Here is a 15,779-nt window from a genome sequence, read left to right on the forward strand (position 1 = left end):
GGGGCCTCTTTCCCCGCCATGTCTTCCATCCCCCGTCTTTGCCGGGGTTGGGGGAGCTTTGCCCGGCGCGGGGCAGGCTTGCAGTAAAAGGTATCACCATGGGATTTATACTTAGACGCTTCTCCTTCTATCTGGTCGCCTTCCTGGTGGCCGCCACCATCAACTTCCTGCTGCCCAGAGCCATGCCCGGAGATCCCGTCTCCGTCATGTTCGCCCGGGCCGGCGCCATGATGGAACCTGCCGCCCTCGAGGCCCTCAAGGCCACCTTCGGGTTCGTTGACGGTCCCATCACCACCCAGTTTCTCGCCTATGTGAAGAGTGTCTTCACCTGGGATCTCGGCACCTCGGTGCGCTACTACCCCCAACCGGTCGCCGACGTGCTCGGTCGCGCCATCGGCTGGACCCTGTTCCTGGTGGGCACCTCCACCATTCTGAGCTTCTCCATCGGCTCCATCGTCGGCATCTTCGCCGCCTGGTACCGGGGGGGACGCATGGACAGCATCCTCTCCCCGCTCACCCTGGTGATGCAGGCCATTCCCCCCGTGGTGGTCTCCCTGCTCGCCCTGTTCCTGTTCGGGGTCAGCCTCGGCTGGCTGCCCATCGGCTACGCCTACAGCCCGGAGATCACCGCCGATTTCGGCTGGGAACACATCAAGAGCATCATGCTGCACGCCATCATGCCAGTGGGCACCCTGGCCATGGTGCAGGTGGGGGGCTTCCTCATCACCATGCGCAACAACATGATCAACCTGCTCGGCGAGGACTACATCACCATGGCCAAGGCCAAGGGGCTCTCCAGCAACAGGGTCATCTTCAACTACGGCGCCCGCAACGCCGTGCTGCCCAGCGTCACCGCCCTCTCCATGGCGCTCGGCTTCGTCATCGGCGGCTCCCTCATTACCGAGGTGATCTTCAACTATCCGGGTCTCGGATTGACCCTCTATCAGGGCATCCTGGCCCGCGACTACCCGCTCATTCAGGGGCAACTGCTCATCATGACCATCACCATGCTCAGCTTCAACTTCCTGGCGGACGTGCTCTATGTCTTCCTGGATCCCCGTCTGCGTACAGGAGGCAAATAAGATGCGTATGCCGACCATCCTCAAGATCCTGCTGGGCAACAAGAAGGCGGCCTTCGGCCTCGCCATCGTGGTCACCTTCGTGCTGATGGCCCTGTTTGCCCCGCTGCTCGCCAGCAACGAGCCCACCAAGCGGGTCGCCCGCCCCCACCAGCCCCCCAGCGTGGAGCTGGTGATGGGATCCAACCGCATGGGCCACGATCTCTGGGCCCAGTTCACCAGTGGTGCCCGCATCTCCCTGATGGTGGGCTTCGGGGCAGGCCTGCTGGTCTGCGCCCTCGCCATCGGCATCGGCATCACTGCCGGTTACTTCGGCGGCGTGGTGGACGAGTGCCTCACCTTCCTGATGAACGTGGTGCTGGTGATCCCCAACCTCCCTTTATTACTGGTGCTCGCGAGCTTTATCGGGGAGGCGTCACCGACGGTGATTGCGCTCATCATAGGCTTTACCTCCTGGGCCTATGGCGCCCGGGTGATCCGTGCCCAGACCCTGGCGCTGCGGGAGAAAGAGTTCGTCATCGCCGCCGAGGTGCTGGGGGAGCCGGCCTGGCGCATCATCCTGGTGGAGATACTGCCCAACCTCATCTCCATCATCGGCGTGAGCTTCATCGGCTCCATCATCTACGCCATCGTCACCGAGGCGACCCTGGAGTTCCTGGGGCTCGGTGATCCCACCGTGGTCAGCTGGGGCATCATGCTCTACAACGCCCAGACCTCCAGCGCCATCCTGGTAGGCGCCTGGTGGGAGATACTGGCCCCCTGCTTCGCCATCGCCACCCTGGGGGCGGGCCTGGCCATGCTCAACTTCGCCATCGACGAGATAGCCAACCCGCAACTGCGCTCTCACAAGGGCCTGCGCCGCTGGAAACAGCTCGCCGCCCCCGTCACCCCCATTGCCGCCCAGGAGAAGACAGCATGAGCTTGCAACAACCCCTGCTGTCGGTGCGCAACCTCTGCGTCGACTACATCACAGAGAGCGGCGACGTGCGCGCCGTCAATTCCGTCAGCTTTGACATCGCCCCCGGCGAAGTCTTCGGCCTCGCCGGCGAGTCCGGCTGCGGCAAGTCCACGGTCGCTTTCTCGGTGGCCCGGCTGCACAAGCCGCCCGCCTACATCAGCGGCGGCGAGATCCTGTTCAAGGGGGAGAACATCCTCGGCTTTGACGACGAGCGGCTGCGCAGCTACCGCTGGCGCCAGGCGAGCGTGGTGTTCCAGTCCGCCATGAATGCGCTCAACCCCGTGCTGCGCATGGAGGAGCAGTTCTGTGACGTACTGCTGGCCCACAACCCCGGCATGACCCGCTACGAGGCCATCAAGCGCGCCCAGGAGCTGCTGGAGATAGTCGACATCCACCCGAGCCGGCTCAAGGACTACCCGCACCAGTTCTCAGGCGGCATGCGCCAGCGGCTGGTGATCGCCATCGCCATGGCGCTCAACCCCGAGCTGCTCATCATGGATGAGCCCACCACGGCGCTGGATGTGGTGGTGCAGCGGGAGATACTGCAGAAGGTCTACGCCCTCAAGGCGAAGTTCAACTTCTCCATTCTCTTCATCACCCACGATCTCTCCCTCATGGTCGAGTTCTGCGATCGCATCGGCATCATGTATGCGGGGGAACTGGTGGAGGTGGCGCCGTCCAAGTCAATACTGACCGCCCCATTGCACCCCTACACCAAGGGACTCGGCAACTCCTTCCCGCCCCTGCACGGCCCGAAAACCGTGCTGGAGGGGATCCCCGGCACCCCGCTCAACCTGCTGGAGGTGCCGGTCGGCTGCCGCTTCCAGGCCCGCTGCGGCAAGGTGCACGCGCGCTGCCGCCAGGAATATACCCAGCTGGCCGAGATCCGGCCCGGGCAGCAGGCCGCCTGCCACCTCTATGACTCGGCCGAGGAATCCCTGAACCACCCCATCTATCTGGACAAGGCCGCTGGCTGTTAAGGATGTCTGTCATGCAAATCGCCCAAACCGACGCGCCCATCATCGAGGTCCAGCATCTCTACAAGGACTTCGCCGTCAACTCCAATGCCATCAAGAGCGGCAAGATGCGGGCCCTCTCCGACATCACCTTCAACCTGCACCGGGGCCGCGCCCTGGCGGTGGTGGGGGAGTCGGGCTCCGGCAAGAGCACCATCGCCAAGATCATCGCCAAGATGTACAAGCTCTCCAACGGCCGCATCCTCTACCGGGGCCGGGATCTGGAGGAGTTCAACAAGGGCACCGCCCTGCTGGACTATCGCCAGAGCGTGCAGATGGTGTGGCAGGATCCGTTCGGTTCATTGAATCCGACCCACACCATCTACCACCACATCGCCCGCCCCCTGCTGCTGCACAGCAAGGTGAGTGACAAGCGGGAGCTGCCTGACATGGTCTATGCCCTGCTGGAGAAAGTGGGGCTGACCCCGGCCAAGGCGACGGCGGCCAAGTATCCCCACCAGCTCTCCGGCGGCCAGCGCCAGCGGGTCAACATCGCCCGCAACCTGGCGGTGGAGGCGGAAGTGGTGCTGGCGGACGAGCCCACCTCCATGCTCGACGTCTCCATTCGCATCGGCATCCTCAACCTGATGGAGCAGATGAAGAACGAGCTCGGCGTCTCCATGCTCTACATCACCCACGACATCGCCACCGCCCGCTACGTGGCAGAAGATCTGGCGGTGATGTACGTGGGGCACATGGTGGAGTGGGGGGAGGTGGACGAGATACTGCACCATCCCCAGCACCCCTATACCCAGCTGCTCATCTCGGCGGTGCCCGACCCCGAGAAGAGCATCCACGCCGAGCTGGAGGGGGGCCGCAAGGGGGAGATACCGCTCTGGACCCCGGAATCCCGGGGCTGCCCCTTCGCCGGTCGCTGCCATCAGGCCATGGCGCGCTGCAAGGAGAGCCTGCCTCCCGTGACCCGGCTTGCCGACAACCACTTCGTGCGCTGCTACCTGCACGAATAAGCCAGCCCCCACGCCGGGGGCGGCCTTACCGGCCCGCGACACCTTCACCCGGGCCTCCTCGCGAGGCCCCTTCATTGCCCAGACCAGGGAGTAAAGCTGGATGGAACTCTTGATCAATCAGGTGGGTTACGAGTGTGACGGACACAAGATTGCCCTGCTGCAGACCGCCGCCGACGTGGAGATAAGCGGCCTGGTGCGACTGCGCCGCCTCCATGATGACCGCCTCCTGCTGGAGCTTCCTCTCCAGGCCGCAGGCCAGGTGCCCGGCTGGCAGGGGCGCGCTTACTGGCGCGCCGACTTCTCCGCCTTCAAGGAGTCCGGCCACTACCGGCTGGAGGCGATAACAGCACAAGGCATAGTCCGCTCCACCCGCTTCGCCATCGGTCAGGATCTGCTGACCGGCCGCTGCCTCTCCGATGTCATTCACTACTTCAAGGGGCAGCGCGCCAGCGGCACCTTCGATAGGGCCGACCGCAACGCCCGCCTGTTTGGCACCAACCGGCACAAGGATGTGCACGGGGGCTGGTTCGATGCCAGCGGCGACATGAGCAAGTACCTGAGCCACCTCTCCTACGCCAACTACCTCAATCCCCAGCAGACCCCACTGGTGGTGTGGAGCCTGCTCAAGAGCCGGGCGCTCCTGGCGACGCGCCGGGACATCGACGGGCTGAACCTCTGCAAGCGGCTCAGTGACGAGGGGCTGCACGGGGCGGATTTTCTCTGCCGGATGCAAGATGAGAGCGGCTTCTTCTACATGACACTGTTCGACAAGTGGAGCAAGGATCCCGAGCAGCGCGAGCTGTGCGCCTACGCCACCCAGCAGGGGCTCAAGTCCGCCAACTGGCAGGCGGGCTTTCGCCAGGGGGGCGGCATGGCCATCGCCGCCCTGGCCCGGGCCGCCCGCGAGCAGACCGGCGGCGATTTTGATACCAGCCACTATGCCGGGGCGGCCCGGCGCGGCTACCTGCACCTGCGCGAACACAACCTCGCCTACCTGGACGACGGTTGCGAGAACATCATAGACGACTACTGCGCCCTGCTGGCGGCGGTGGAGCTGACCCAAACCCTTGGCCGCGACTGGCTCGGGGAGGCAAGGGACAGGGCCAGCAGGCTCTGCGCCCGCCAGCGCCCCCACCCCGAGCTAGGCCACTACTGGAGTGCCAACGACGACGGCTCGCGTCCCTACTACCACGCCGCCGAGGCGGGTCTGCCGGTGCTGGCCCTGCTGGAATACCTGGGGGTCGAGCCGGATCAGGAGCGCCGCGCCCGGGTGAGTGCCGTGGTGCAGCAGGCGCTGGCCGCCGAGCTGGCCCTCGCCGCCCGGGCGGGCAACCCCTTCGCCCTGGCCCGCCAATATGTTAAGGGGGTCGACGAAGCCCCTCGCATCAGCTTCTTTATGCCCCACCACAACGAGTCCGGTTACTGGTGGCAGGGGGAGAACGCCCGGCTGGCCTCCCTCGCCGCCATGGCCTTCGCCGCGGCCCGCCACTTCCCCCAGCAGAGCGCACTCCTGATGACGTTCGGCCAGCGCCAGCTCGACTGGATCCTCGGACAGAACCCCTTCAACGCCTGCATGCTGGCGGGGCACGGCATCAACAACCCGAGCTACACCGCCGGTTATCCCAATGCACCCGGGGGGATCTGCAACGGCATCACCGCCGGGTTCGATGACGAGGCTGAGGTGGCCTTCATCCCGGAGGCGTACAAGGATAGGCTGGATCAGAACTGGCGCTGGGGGGAGCAGTGGATCCCCCACGGCGCCTGGTTTGCCCTGGCCATCAGCTGGCAGAGCACACAGGGGGCTAGTCATGATTGAGACGTACAAGGGCAGGCTCGATCATAACTGGCACTGGGGAGAGCAGCGGATCCTCCATGCAGTCGCCTGGTTTGCCCTGGCCATCAGCTGGCAGAGTGCGCCGGAGGCCCGTCATGATTGAGTATTGGGTCGGGGTCGATGGCGGGGGGACTCACACCCGCGCCCGCATTCGGGACAAGGGGGGCAGAGTGCTGGGAGAGGGGCGCGCCGCGGGCTCCAATCTGGAGCTCGGCATCCCCCTCGCCCACGCCAACGTGCAGGCGGCCATCGCCAGCGCCCGCCTTGCCGCCGGGCTTGGCATCGAGTGCGAACAGCGGATGGGGGTCGGGCTGGCGCTCGCCTCCGCCGAGCTGGCCGACTGCTACCACGCCCTGCTTAAGATGCCCTTCCCCTTCGCGAGCGTCAGGCTCACCTCCGACGCCTTCGGCGCCTGCCTCGGCGCCTTTGGTGGCCGCGAGGGGGCCATCCTCATCGCCGGCACAGGGTCCGCCGGGCTCATCTACCGCCATGGTCAGCTGCATAGCTGCTCAGGGCGCGGCTTCCCCATCTCGGATCTCGGCAGCGGCGCCTGGCTCGGGCTGCGCGCCATCCAGCAATCCCTGCTCTGCCACGACGGCATCCTGCCTCCCAGCCTGCTCGCCGTGCGCCTGCTCGATCACTTCAAGCGGGATCAGGCCGAGGTAGTGCGCTGGGCCGCCCGCGCCATTCCCGCCGACTATGGCCGCTTCGCCCCCTGGGTGTTCGACGCCGCCAGCGACGGAGACGAGCTCGCCAACCAGCTGCTGGATGAAACCTGCGCCCAGTTGCAGACCCTGCTGGAGGGCATGAGGCTGCTGGGAGCCGACCGCATCGCCCTGCTGGGCGGCGTCGGCATGCGCCTGGCCCCTCGCCTGGGGCACCTCAACCTGGTTCACCCGCAAGCCGATGCGCTGGAAGGTGCCATCCTGTTTGCCCAATCGGAGGCCTACCCATGCCTGCATCCTTGAGCCCTGTCGGGTGTGAACGATGCGCTGGAAAGGGCACAACCCCGTTTGCCCAATCGGAGGCCTACCCATGCCTGCATCCTTGAGCCCTATATGCCCAGCCGGACGCCTACCCATCCTGGCATCCCTGAGCCCTGTCCACGCCGGGCGATCTGCGGGAGAGGCTCCCATCTTGTTCACCCCATCAGAGGAATACCCATGTCTGCACCCCTGATCCATACCCAGATCGACCGTCGCGACGGTGAAGACGTCTGGTTCCGCTTCACCCTGAGCCAGCTCCCGGCCAGCCCCTGGAAGCTGCACTTCTGCCTGACCCGCCACATAGATCCCCAGTCGGTGGAGGGGGGCTCCCTGGTGCGCCAGAGCGGCAGCTACAAGGTACTGGTGCCCCATGAGGGGGTCAGCGAGCTGCGTTTTTGCTGCCGCAACACCCCCATCAAACGCTACTCCGATCTGCCCCAGGGCTTCTTTCTCAGCCTGACGGACCAAGGCGCTCAGGCCCAGCTGCAACCCGTGGTGCAGGTGGGCCAGGATCTCGGCCTGCCGCCGAGCCCGGCGGCGGCCCCCGATCTGCCCGAGGTGGAGCCCGCCAACGGCATAGTGCCCCAGCCGGCTCAGCTGCGGCTGCCGGAGGGCAACTTCCGCCTGGCCGAGCGGGCCCATGTCAGCGGCCCTGTCTCCCTCGCTCCCCTGCTGGCCCATTTCAACGAGCTGACGGGGCTTGCCCTGACTCAGGATCACGACGCCGAGATCCACCTGGTCGAGGCCCAGCTCCCGCCGGAGGCATACCAGCTCGTCATCACCCCCGAGGAGATCCGCATCCGGGCCGCCGGCGAGGCGGGCTGGCGCCACGGTCTGGTGACCCTGGCCCAGTGGGCCCTGCAACACGGGGAGAGCCTGCCCTGCCTCGAGGTGGAGGATGCACCGCGCTTCGGTTTTCGCGGCATCTTCCTCGACTGCGCCCGCCACTTCCACTCCATCGCCACCCTCAAGCGCCTGCTCAAGCAGATGAGCCTCTACAAGTTCAACCGTTTCCACTGGCACCTGACCGATGACGAGGGGTGGCGCCTCGAGATCAAGGCCTTCCCCCAGCTGACCGAGGTGGCGGCCTGGCGGGGACATGGCCTGGCGGTCGGTCCCCAGCTCAGCGGCGGCCCCGAGCCCTATGGCGGTTACTACACCCAGAGCGAGGTGCGCGAACTGGTGGCCTATGCCACCGGACTCGGCATCACCATCATCCCGGAGATAGACATCCCGGGTCACTGCCACGCGGCCATCAAGGCGCTGCCCGAGCTGCTGCGGGAAGAGGCGGACCACTCCCGCTACCTCTCGGTGCAATATTTTGACGACAACGTGCTCAACCCTGCCCTGCCCGGCACCTATCGCTTCCTGGAGGCGGTGATCGACGAGGTGTGCGCGCTCTTCCCCGGCACTCAGGTGCACATGGGGGGGGACGAGGTGCCGACCGGGGTCTGGACCGACAGCCCCGCCTGTCAACAGTTGATGGCCGAACAGGGCTACTCCGATTGCCGGGAGCTGCAGGGCCACCTGCTGCGCCACTGCCAGCAATACCTGGCGGCCAGGGGCAAGCAGATGCTGGGGTGGGAGGAGATACTGCACGGGGACAAGGTGAGCCGGGACGCCACCATCTTCGCCTGGACCAGCTTCCAGGCAGGGCTGGATGCCGCCTCCGCGGGCTACCCCGTGGTGATGGCCCCGGCCCAGTCTCTCTATCTGGATCTCGCCTGGAGCCCGGACATCCATGAACCCGGGCTCTACTGGGCGGGCACCCTCAATCTGGAGCAGGTCTACCGATGTGATCCTGCGCCGGCCGATTTCCATGCCAACGATAACATCCTGGGGGTCCTGAGCCCCTTGTGGTCGGAATTGATCACTTCTCGCGATCGTCTCGACTACATGTTGTTCCCGCGCATGCTCGCCACGGCTGAGGTGGCCTGGAGCGACCCCGCCCGCAAGGCCTGGGATCACTTCGCCGCCCGTCTGCCCGGCCAGCTGCAGATCCTCGATCAGTTACAGGTGCGTTACCGGGTGCCACAGAGGTAGTGTTGTCTTTCTCTTTTTGGCGACCTTTTGGTCGCCATTTTTTTACCACCAAACAACAGAAATCCAACCTGGCCCCTACTTTTACTCCGCCTTTGTTGGCAAAATAAGGCCCCCGATGAGGCCGGGCAAGACGCACTGCGCCCGGGCCAGCATCCGGCTCAACCACAATAACAACCAGCAACGCATCGGAGCTTATCCCTATGGCCCGCAAACACGTCCAGATCCAGGACAGTGAAGTTGAGTTCCCCGCCGACGTGCAACTCGTCTCCACCACGGATCTGCGCGGCGTCATCACCTACGCCAACCCCGCCTTCTGCCGCATCGCTGGCTACCATGTCGATGAACTGGTCGGACACAACCACAACCTGGTGCGTCACCCCGACATGCCCAAGGCCGCCTTCGCCGACCTCTGGGATCGCCTCAAGGAGGGCAACCCCTGGCGTGGCATGGTCAAGAACCGCTGCAAGGATGGCCGCTATTACTGGGTCGACGCCTATGTGACCCCCATCTACGAGAACGGCAAGATAAGCGGCTACCAGTCGGTGCGCTGCAAGCCGGAGCCCCAGCTCAAGCGGGTCGCCGCCCAGGCCTATCAGGCCCTGCTCAAGGCCGAACAGGGCGGCGCCAGCAAGCTGCCCTCCCTGCACAGTGCCAGACCCCTGCTGCTCGGCCTGCTGATGCTGGTGCTCTTTGGCTGGGCGGCCTTCTCCCAGGGGGCCCTGACGGTGCTGCTGATGCTGCTGCCCCTGCTGGCCGTGGCCGGCACTTACTGGCGCGAACTCATCTCGCTGCCACGCTACCTCAAGCGGCTCGGCCAGCAATATGACAGCCTGACCCGGCTGGTCTACTCGGGGGATGCCCCCGGCGCCATCGCCGATTTCCATCTCAAGATGCTGCAGGCCCGCATTCGTACCGTGCTGGGTCGGGTCAACGACGCCACCCATCCCCTGCAGACCCTGGCGACCGACCTGCAGGACTCTTCCCATCAAGCCTTCCTCGACATCAACGAGCAGGATGCCCAGACCCAGCAGATGGCCGCCGCCATGACCCAGATGGCCAGCACGGCCCACGAGATAGCGCGCAACATCCAGGACACCAACAGCCAGGTGACAGAGGCACGCAGCAGTTGCCAGCACACGGTGCAGCAGCTGGATCAGACCGAGCAGCAGATGGAGCTGCTGGCCAGGCAGGCGGAGCATGCCTTCCACTCCGCCGTCGAGCTGGCGAACGAATCCGAGCGGATCGGCAGCGTCATGGGCGAGATCCAGGGCATCGCCGAGCAGACCAACCTGCTGGCGCTCAACGCCGCCATCGAGGCGGCCCGGGCCGGTGAGCAGGGACGCGGCTTTGCGGTGGTGGCGGACGAGGTGCGCACCCTCTCCACCCGCACCCACAAGGCGACCGAGCAGATCCAGGGCAGCATTCGCCAGATCCAGCAGACCCTGGGTCGCTGGCAGGGGATGATGCAGGACAACCTGGCCCAGACCCGCGAGTGCGCCCTGATGACGCGCCAGGGCTCTGGCAACCTGCATCTGGTGCTGGGAGAGATCGATCAGGTGACCGAGTTCTCCACCCAGATAGCCGCCGCGGCCGAACAGCAGCAGGCGGTGGTGGAAGAGATCAGCCGCAACATCCACCAGATCTCCCAGTACTCCCGCGCCAACAGCCAGAAGATCCAGGCGGTGGACAACTCCAGCCAGGAGCTGCTCAAGCGCGCCAGCGAGCTCAGGGGGCTGAGCCAGACCTTTGGCTGAGCCGGATCCCCTGTTGCCCCCCAGACCACGGAAGCGCCACAATGATGGCGCTTTTGTTTCACGCCGAGTAACGCACCATGATGATGACCCCTCCCCCTTCCCCCTTGAACAAGGTGGCGCGCATCGAGGCTATCCTGGCCCTGATCCCGGCCGGCCGCGTGGTGAGCTACGGCCAGGTCGCCGATCTCGCGGGCCTGCCCGGGCGGGCGCGGCTGGTGGGAAAAGTGTTGCGGGAGACGGACAAGACGCTGCCCTGGCATCGCGTGCTGGGCGCAGGCGGTACCATCTCCTTGCCCAAGGGCTCGGCGGGTTTTGATGAACAGGTAGGAAGATTGCAGGAAGAGGGGGTGCCGGTTATCAAGGGGCGGGTCAGGATGCGGGAGTGGCAGTGGCAGCCCGACCTCGCCGAGCTGCTCTTTCTGATCCCGTTCTAGCGCCTGTCAGGGCGCCGTCGCTAGTCGCTGGCAAGGGGGCCCAGGATGTCGTCGCAACGTACCTGCACCGGTATGGTCTCGTCTTCCCGCTGCAGCAATACCAGCAGACTCTGCCTGTCCACTTCCAGTACATAGGCCGTTCCTTCCCGCGTCAGGCAGGTCATGCCTGGCCGGATTTCATGTATCTCCATGACAACCTCCCTGTCTTGTGCTGCCATCCATGCAGCCCTCTCAGTATACCGCCATCTCCCAATAAAAAGGCCCCTCGCAAGGGGCCTCTTTCATCATGATGTGAGCGGTGACGCGATCAGGACTTCTTCGCCTTGGCCAGACTTTCCTGCCACTTCCCGTTGTCGTAATGGGCGGTCCAGCCCGTCGCCTTGCCGTTGACCTCGGTCATCACGTACTGCTCCTTGCTCTTGCGGCTGAAGCGCACCACGGATGCGTTACCGTCAGGATCTGACGCCGGGGCGTCGGCCAGGTACTGATGCTTGGGCGAGAGGCGGTCGCGGAAGCGCTTGAGCTCCTCCACCAGAGGCGCACGAGTCTCACGGGATTTCGGGAAGTTGCTGGCGGCGAGGAACAGACCGGCGGCGCCATCACGCAGTACGAAGTGGGCGTCGGACTGGGTGCACTTGAGCTCGGGCAGCGGCACCGGATCTTCCTTCGGCGGCGCTATGTCACCGTTTTTCAGGATCTTGCGGGTGTTCTTGCAGGTCTCGTTGGTGCAACCCATGTACTTGCCGAAGCGGCCGTTCTTGAGCTGCATCTCGGAGCCGCAGCGATCGCACTCGATGCTCGGCCCTTCATAGCCCTTGAGCTTGAACTGGCCCTGCTCGATTTCGTAACCGTCGCAGTCCGGGTTGCGACCACAGACGTGCAGCTTGCGGCTGTCATCGATGATGTAGGCATCCATGGCGGTGCCGCAGACGCCGCAGCGGTGCTTGGCGCGCAGCGCCTCGGTCTCGGCCTCGTCACCGTCGGTGGCGGAGACGAACTCGTCCGCACTGACCAGGTTGATGGTCTTCTTGCAGCGCTCTTTGGGCGGCAGGGCATAGCCGGAGCAACCGAGGAAGACCCCTGTGGTGGCGGTGCGAATGCCCATCTTGCGGCCGCAGTCCGGGCAGTCGATGTCGGTCAGCACCATCTGGTTGGCGCGCATGCCCCCCTCTTCCGCCGGCTTGTCGGCCTGCTCCAGCTCCTGGGTAAACTCGGCGTAGAAGGCGTCCAGCACCTTCTTCCACTCCAGGCTGCCTTCGGCGATGCCATCGAGCTTGTCTTCCATCTTGGCGGTGAACTCGTAGTTCATCAGCTCGACGAAGTTCTCCACCAGACGATCGGTGACGATCTCCCCCATCTTCTCGGCGAAGAAGCGACGGCTCTCGACCCGCACATAGCCGCGATCGACGATGGTGGAGATGATGGAGGCGTAGGTGGACGGGCGGCCGATGCCGCGTTTTTCCAGCTCGCGCACCAGGGCCGCCTCGGTGAAGCGGGCGGGCGGCTTGGTGAAGTGTTGACGGGGATCCAGCTTGACCAGTTTGAGGATCTCGCCGACGGTCACCGCCGGCAGCTGGCTGTCTTCCCCCTTGCGGCCCATGGGCGGCAGGGCCTTGGTCCAACCGGCGAAGCGCAGGGTGCGGCCACGGGCCTTGAGCTCGAACTCGCCCGCCTTGACGGTCAGGGTGGAGGAGTCGTACTGGGCCGGGGTCATCTGGCATGCCACAAACTGGCGCCAGATGAGGTCATAGAGCCGCATGGCGTCCGGCTCCATCCCTTCCAGCATCTCGGCAGTCACCTGCACGCTGGAGGGACGGATCGCCTCGTGGGCCTCCTGGGCATTGGCCTTGGCACCGTAGAGGTTCGGCTCGCTCGGCAGATAGGCGGCGCCATACTGCTCGCCGATATATTCCCGCACCGCCTCGACCGCCTCTTTGCTGAGGTTGGTGGAGTCGGTACGCATATAGGTGATGTAACCCGCTTCATAGAGACGCTGGGCCATCATCATGGTCTTCTTGACCCCGAAGCTCAGCCGGGTGGAGGCCGCCTGCTGCAGGGTGGAGGTGATGAAGGGAGCGGACGGCTTGGAGCCGGTCGGCTTGTCTTCCCGGTTCACCACCTTGTAGTCGACCCCTTCGAGGGCGGCCACGGCGGCGAAGGTCTCGGCCTGGGTCACCGGCTTGAAGTCGGCGCCGTTGCGGCTGACCACTTCCATCCGCAGATCGGCCTTGTCACCGGTCAGCAGGTCGGCGTTGAGATCCCAGAATTCCACCGGCACGAAGGCCTTGATCTCGCGCTCTTTATCGACGATGAGGCGCACCGCGACGGATTGCACCCGGCCGGCGGAGAGACCGCGGGCCAGCTTCTTCCAGAGCAGCGGGGAGACCATGTAGCCCACCACCCGGTCGAGGAAACGACGGGCCTGCTGGGCGTTGACGCGGTGGATGTTCAGCTCGGACGGCTGGGCGAACGCCTCCTGGATCGCGGTCTTGGTGATCTCGTTGAACACCACCCGCTTGTAGCGGCTGTCGTCGCCGCCGATGATCTCCCGCAGGTGCCAGGCGATCGCTTCCCCTTCTCTATCCAAGTCGGTTGCGAGATAGATGGTGTCGGCCTTGGCGGCCAGACTTTGCAACTCGCTGACCACTTTTTCCTTGCCGGGCAAAATCTGGTAGTTGGCCTGCCAGCCGGCGGTCGGGTTGATCCCCATCCTGGAGAACAGGGCGTTGCGATCCTTGGCCGCCTTCTCGGATTCGCTGAGCTTGATGCCGCGAATGACAGGTTTTTTGGGCTCTGTGCTGGCGCTGCCGCTGGTCGGCAGATCGCGCACGTGACCGACGCTGGATTTCACCACGTAGTCCTTGCCCAAATATTTGTTGATGGTCTTGGCCTTGGCCGGAGACTCCACTATGACCAGTGATTTGCCCATGCTGTAACTATTATCCTCATTGCACCCGACGGGGTTGGCGTGCGGTTTTGTGGGGCTGTATAAGAGATTTGACGGGAAAAAGCAATCTTGTGAACAAATTTGCCATGCAGCCCGAACCACCTTGCTTCTTTATTTATTAATGCGAAGGGGACGCGCGGGAAGCAACCGCTTTTTTGTTTTTATGCTATATCCCCCCCTTTTTTAGATTGGAAATGACATATCCAGCCACCCCCGTCACATAAAAAACCATCTTGGTTATCAGCTTGTTACAAAGGATGAAATCTCTTTATAATGGCCGCACGCCGCAGCTTTGTGCGCGGAAGGAACCGCTCCCCATATAAAAATCGAAAGGATGTAGTCATGAAGCACTTCGAGGTCAACTTCGACGGTCTGGTCGGCCCCACCCACAACTATGCCGGTCTCTCCTATGGCAACGTGGCGTCCCAAAGCAACGCCAAGGAGGCGTCCAATCCGAAGGAGGCCGCCAAGCAGGGGCTGCGCAAGATGAAGGCGCTGACCGAGCTCGGCATGACGCAAGGGGTGCTGGCGCCGCAGGAGCGGCCGGATCTCGCCACCCTGCGCCGCCTCGGCTTCACCGGCAACGATGCCAGCGTCCTGGCCCAGGCCGCGAAACAGGCCCCCGCCGTGCTGGCCGCCTGTTACTCCGCCTCCAGCATGTGGACCGCCAACGCCGCCACCGTCTCGCCGAGTGCCGACACCCAGGATGGCCGCATCCATTTCACCCCCGCCAACCTGACCAACAAGTTCCACCGCTCCCTGGAGCCCGAAGTGACCGGTCGCATCCTGCGCGCCGTGTTCAACAACGACCGTCACTTCAGCCACCACCAGCACCTGCCGGAGAACGACCACTTCGGTGACGAGGGGGCCGCCAACCACACCCGGCTGTGCCGCGCCTATGGCGAGGCCGGGGTCGAGCTGTTCGTCTATGGCCGCAGCGCCTTCGACGTCTCCCAGCCGGCTCCCAAGCGCTACCCGGCCCGCCAGACCCTGGAGGCGAGCCAGGCCATCGCCCGCCTGCACGGCCTGGGGGAAGAGAGCGCCGTCTTTATCCAGCAGAACCCGGACGTGATCGATCAGGGGGTGTTCCACAACGACGTGATCGCGGTGGGCAACCAGAACGTGCTCTTCTTCCACCAGCAGGCCTTCCTCAACACCGCCTCGGCCCTGGCCGAGGTGCGCACCAAGTTCGGCGAGGGGGAGCTGCACTTCATCGAGGTGCCGACTGCCGAGGTGTCGGTGCAGGACGCGGTGAAATCCTACCTGTTCAACACCCAGATCCTGACCCTGCCCTCCGGTGAGATGGCGATCATCGCCCCCACCGAGTGCCGTGACAATCCGGCGGTATCCGCTTATCTGGCCAGGCTGGTGACCCTGGGCACCCCCATCAAGGGGGTACATTTCATGGATGTGAAGCAGAGCATGAAGAACGGCGGCGGCCCCGCCTGCCTGCGCCTGCGGGTCGCCATGAACGACGCCGAGCTCGCGGCGGTCAACCCGGCCTGCCTCATCAACGACAGCCAGTTTGCCCGTCTGGACAACTGGGTCGAGCGTCACTACCGCGACAGCCTGTCGCTGGACGATCTGCGCGATCCGGCCCTGGTGCTGGAGACCCGCACCGCCCTGGACGAGCTGACCCAGATCCTCAAACTCGGCTCCGTCTACCCCTTCCAGCGCTGAGCACAGGCTCGCAGCGAAGCCGCGACATCAGCATAAACAGAGAGCCGGGCAATGCCCGGCTCTCTTGTTTCAACCCGTTG

Annotated in this window: 13 protein-coding genes; 11 read left to right on the forward strand and 2 right to left on the reverse strand. The window is 64.7% G+C overall.

The window, feature by feature from the left end; all coding sequences use genetic code 11:
* Positions 1 to 98: 98 nt before the first annotated feature.
* From AC1IN8_RS05110 to AC1IN8_RS05155, 10 genes are all read left to right on the forward strand, one after another.
* Complete coding sequence (locus tag AC1IN8_RS05110) at positions 99 to 1,082, forward strand: ABC transporter permease (protein WP_005331240.1); 984 nt, start codon at positions 99 to 101, stop codon at positions 1,080 to 1,082.
* 1 nt (position 1,083) lies between these two features.
* Positions 1,084 to 1,998: an ABC transporter permease gene (locus AC1IN8_RS05115; RefSeq protein ID WP_111910280.1), complete on the forward strand. Its 915-nt coding sequence runs from the start codon at positions 1,084 to 1,086 to the stop codon at positions 1,996 to 1,998.
* Positions 1,995 to 3,017 (forward strand): ABC transporter ATP-binding protein, encoded by a 1,023-nt coding sequence (locus AC1IN8_RS05120; protein WP_319912795.1) that lies wholly within the window; start codon positions 1,995 to 1,997, stop codon positions 3,015 to 3,017. Before AC1IN8_RS05115 ends, AC1IN8_RS05120 begins: the two co-directional genes overlap by 4 nt.
* Positions 3,018 to 3,028: 11 nt before the next feature.
* Entirely contained in the window at positions 3,029 to 4,021 is a 993-nt protein-coding gene (locus tag AC1IN8_RS05125; RefSeq protein WP_139435555.1) for an ABC transporter ATP-binding protein, read from the forward strand.
* A gap of 100 nt (positions 4,022 to 4,121) precedes the next feature.
* A complete protein-coding gene (locus tag AC1IN8_RS05130) occupies positions 4,122 to 5,837 on the forward strand; it encodes a glycoside hydrolase family 9 protein (RefSeq protein WP_479758261.1) in 1,716 nt (571 codons plus the stop codon).
* Positions 5,830 to 5,958, forward strand: coding sequence for a hypothetical protein (locus AC1IN8_RS05135; protein ID WP_275066072.1), 129 nt, complete (start codon positions 5,830 to 5,832; stop codon positions 5,956 to 5,958). The genes AC1IN8_RS05130 and AC1IN8_RS05135 overlap by 8 nt, the downstream gene beginning before the upstream one ends.
* Positions 5,951 to 6,823 carry a glucosamine kinase nucleotide-binding domain-containing protein gene (locus AC1IN8_RS05140; protein ID WP_479758263.1) on the forward strand — a complete coding sequence of 291 codons (873 nt, stop codon included), beginning with the start codon at positions 5,951 to 5,953 and terminating at the stop codon, positions 6,821 to 6,823. The genes AC1IN8_RS05135 and AC1IN8_RS05140 overlap by 8 nt, the downstream gene beginning before the upstream one ends.
* 195 nt (positions 6,824 to 7,018) lie before the next feature.
* Positions 7,019 to 8,884, forward strand: a complete 1,866-nt coding sequence (locus tag AC1IN8_RS05145) for a beta-N-acetylhexosaminidase (protein ID WP_479758265.1) — start codon at positions 7,019 to 7,021, stop codon at positions 8,882 to 8,884.
* 200 nt (positions 8,885 to 9,084) lie between these two features.
* A complete protein-coding gene (locus AC1IN8_RS05150; protein WP_139435563.1) occupies positions 9,085 to 10,638 on the forward strand; it encodes a methyl-accepting chemotaxis protein in 1,554 nt (517 codons plus the stop codon).
* A gap of 77 nt (positions 10,639 to 10,715) precedes the next feature.
* A complete protein-coding gene (locus tag AC1IN8_RS05155) occupies positions 10,716 to 11,072 on the forward strand; it encodes an MGMT family protein (protein ID WP_427230232.1) in 357 nt (118 codons plus the stop codon).
* A gap of 20 nt (positions 11,073 to 11,092) precedes the next feature.
* On the opposite strand, the gene AC1IN8_RS05160 is transcribed toward AC1IN8_RS05155, so the two are convergent.
* Together AC1IN8_RS05160 and topA are read right to left on the reverse strand one after the other, a co-directional pair.
* Positions 11,093 to 11,263: a hypothetical protein gene (locus tag AC1IN8_RS05160; protein ID WP_162852227.1), complete on the reverse strand. Its 171-nt coding sequence runs from the start codon at positions 11,261 to 11,263 to the stop codon at positions 11,093 to 11,095.
* 116 nt (positions 11,264 to 11,379) lie between these two features.
* Positions 11,380 to 14,001, reverse strand: coding sequence for a type I DNA topoisomerase (gene topA / locus AC1IN8_RS05165; RefSeq protein ID WP_479758268.1), 2,622 nt, complete (start codon positions 13,999 to 14,001; stop codon positions 11,380 to 11,382).
* A 360-nt stretch (positions 14,002 to 14,361) separates the two neighbouring features.
* Between topA and astB the strand changes: the two genes are divergently transcribed.
* Positions 14,362 to 15,699: an N-succinylarginine dihydrolase gene (astB, locus tag AC1IN8_RS05170; RefSeq protein WP_319912789.1), complete on the forward strand. Its 1,338-nt coding sequence runs from the start codon at positions 14,362 to 14,364 to the stop codon at positions 15,697 to 15,699.
* Positions 15,700 to 15,779: the final 80 nt, after the last annotated feature.

It is taken from the genome of Aeromonas sp. 130281, from assembly GCF_056642115.1.

Coding starts and splice junctions, on each gene's coding strand:
- AC1IN8_RS05110 (WP_005331240.1), top strand. CDS start 99: ATGGGATTTATACTTAGACGCTTCTCCTTCTATCTGGTCGCCTTCCTG.
- AC1IN8_RS05115 (WP_111910280.1), top strand. CDS start 1,084: ATGCGTATGCCGACCATCCTCAAGATCCTGCTGGGCAACAAGAAGGCG.
- AC1IN8_RS05120 (WP_319912795.1), top strand. CDS start 1,995: ATGAGCTTGCAACAACCCCTGCTGTCGGTGCGCAACCTCTGCGTCGAC.
- AC1IN8_RS05125 (WP_139435555.1), top strand. CDS start 3,029: ATGCAAATCGCCCAAACCGACGCGCCCATCATCGAGGTCCAGCATCTC.
- AC1IN8_RS05130 (WP_479758261.1), top strand. CDS start 4,122: ATGGAACTCTTGATCAATCAGGTGGGTTACGAGTGTGACGGACACAAG.
- AC1IN8_RS05135 (WP_275066072.1), top strand. CDS start 5,830: ATGATTGAGACGTACAAGGGCAGGCTCGATCATAACTGGCACTGGGGA.
- AC1IN8_RS05140 (WP_479758263.1), top strand. CDS start 5,951: ATGATTGAGTATTGGGTCGGGGTCGATGGCGGGGGGACTCACACCCGC.
- AC1IN8_RS05145 (WP_479758265.1), top strand. CDS start 7,019: ATGTCTGCACCCCTGATCCATACCCAGATCGACCGTCGCGACGGTGAA.
- AC1IN8_RS05150 (WP_139435563.1), top strand. CDS start 9,085: ATGGCCCGCAAACACGTCCAGATCCAGGACAGTGAAGTTGAGTTCCCC.
- AC1IN8_RS05155 (WP_427230232.1), top strand. CDS start 10,716: ATGATGATGACCCCTCCCCCTTCCCCCTTGAACAAGGTGGCGCGCATC.
- AC1IN8_RS05160 (WP_162852227.1), bottom strand. CDS start 11,263: ATGGAGATACATGAAATCCGGCCAGGCATGACCTGCCTGACGCGGGAA.
- topA (WP_479758268.1), bottom strand. CDS start 14,001: ATGGGCAAATCACTGGTCATAGTGGAGTCTCCGGCCAAGGCCAAGACC.
- astB (WP_319912789.1), top strand. CDS start 14,362: ATGAAGCACTTCGAGGTCAACTTCGACGGTCTGGTCGGCCCCACCCAC.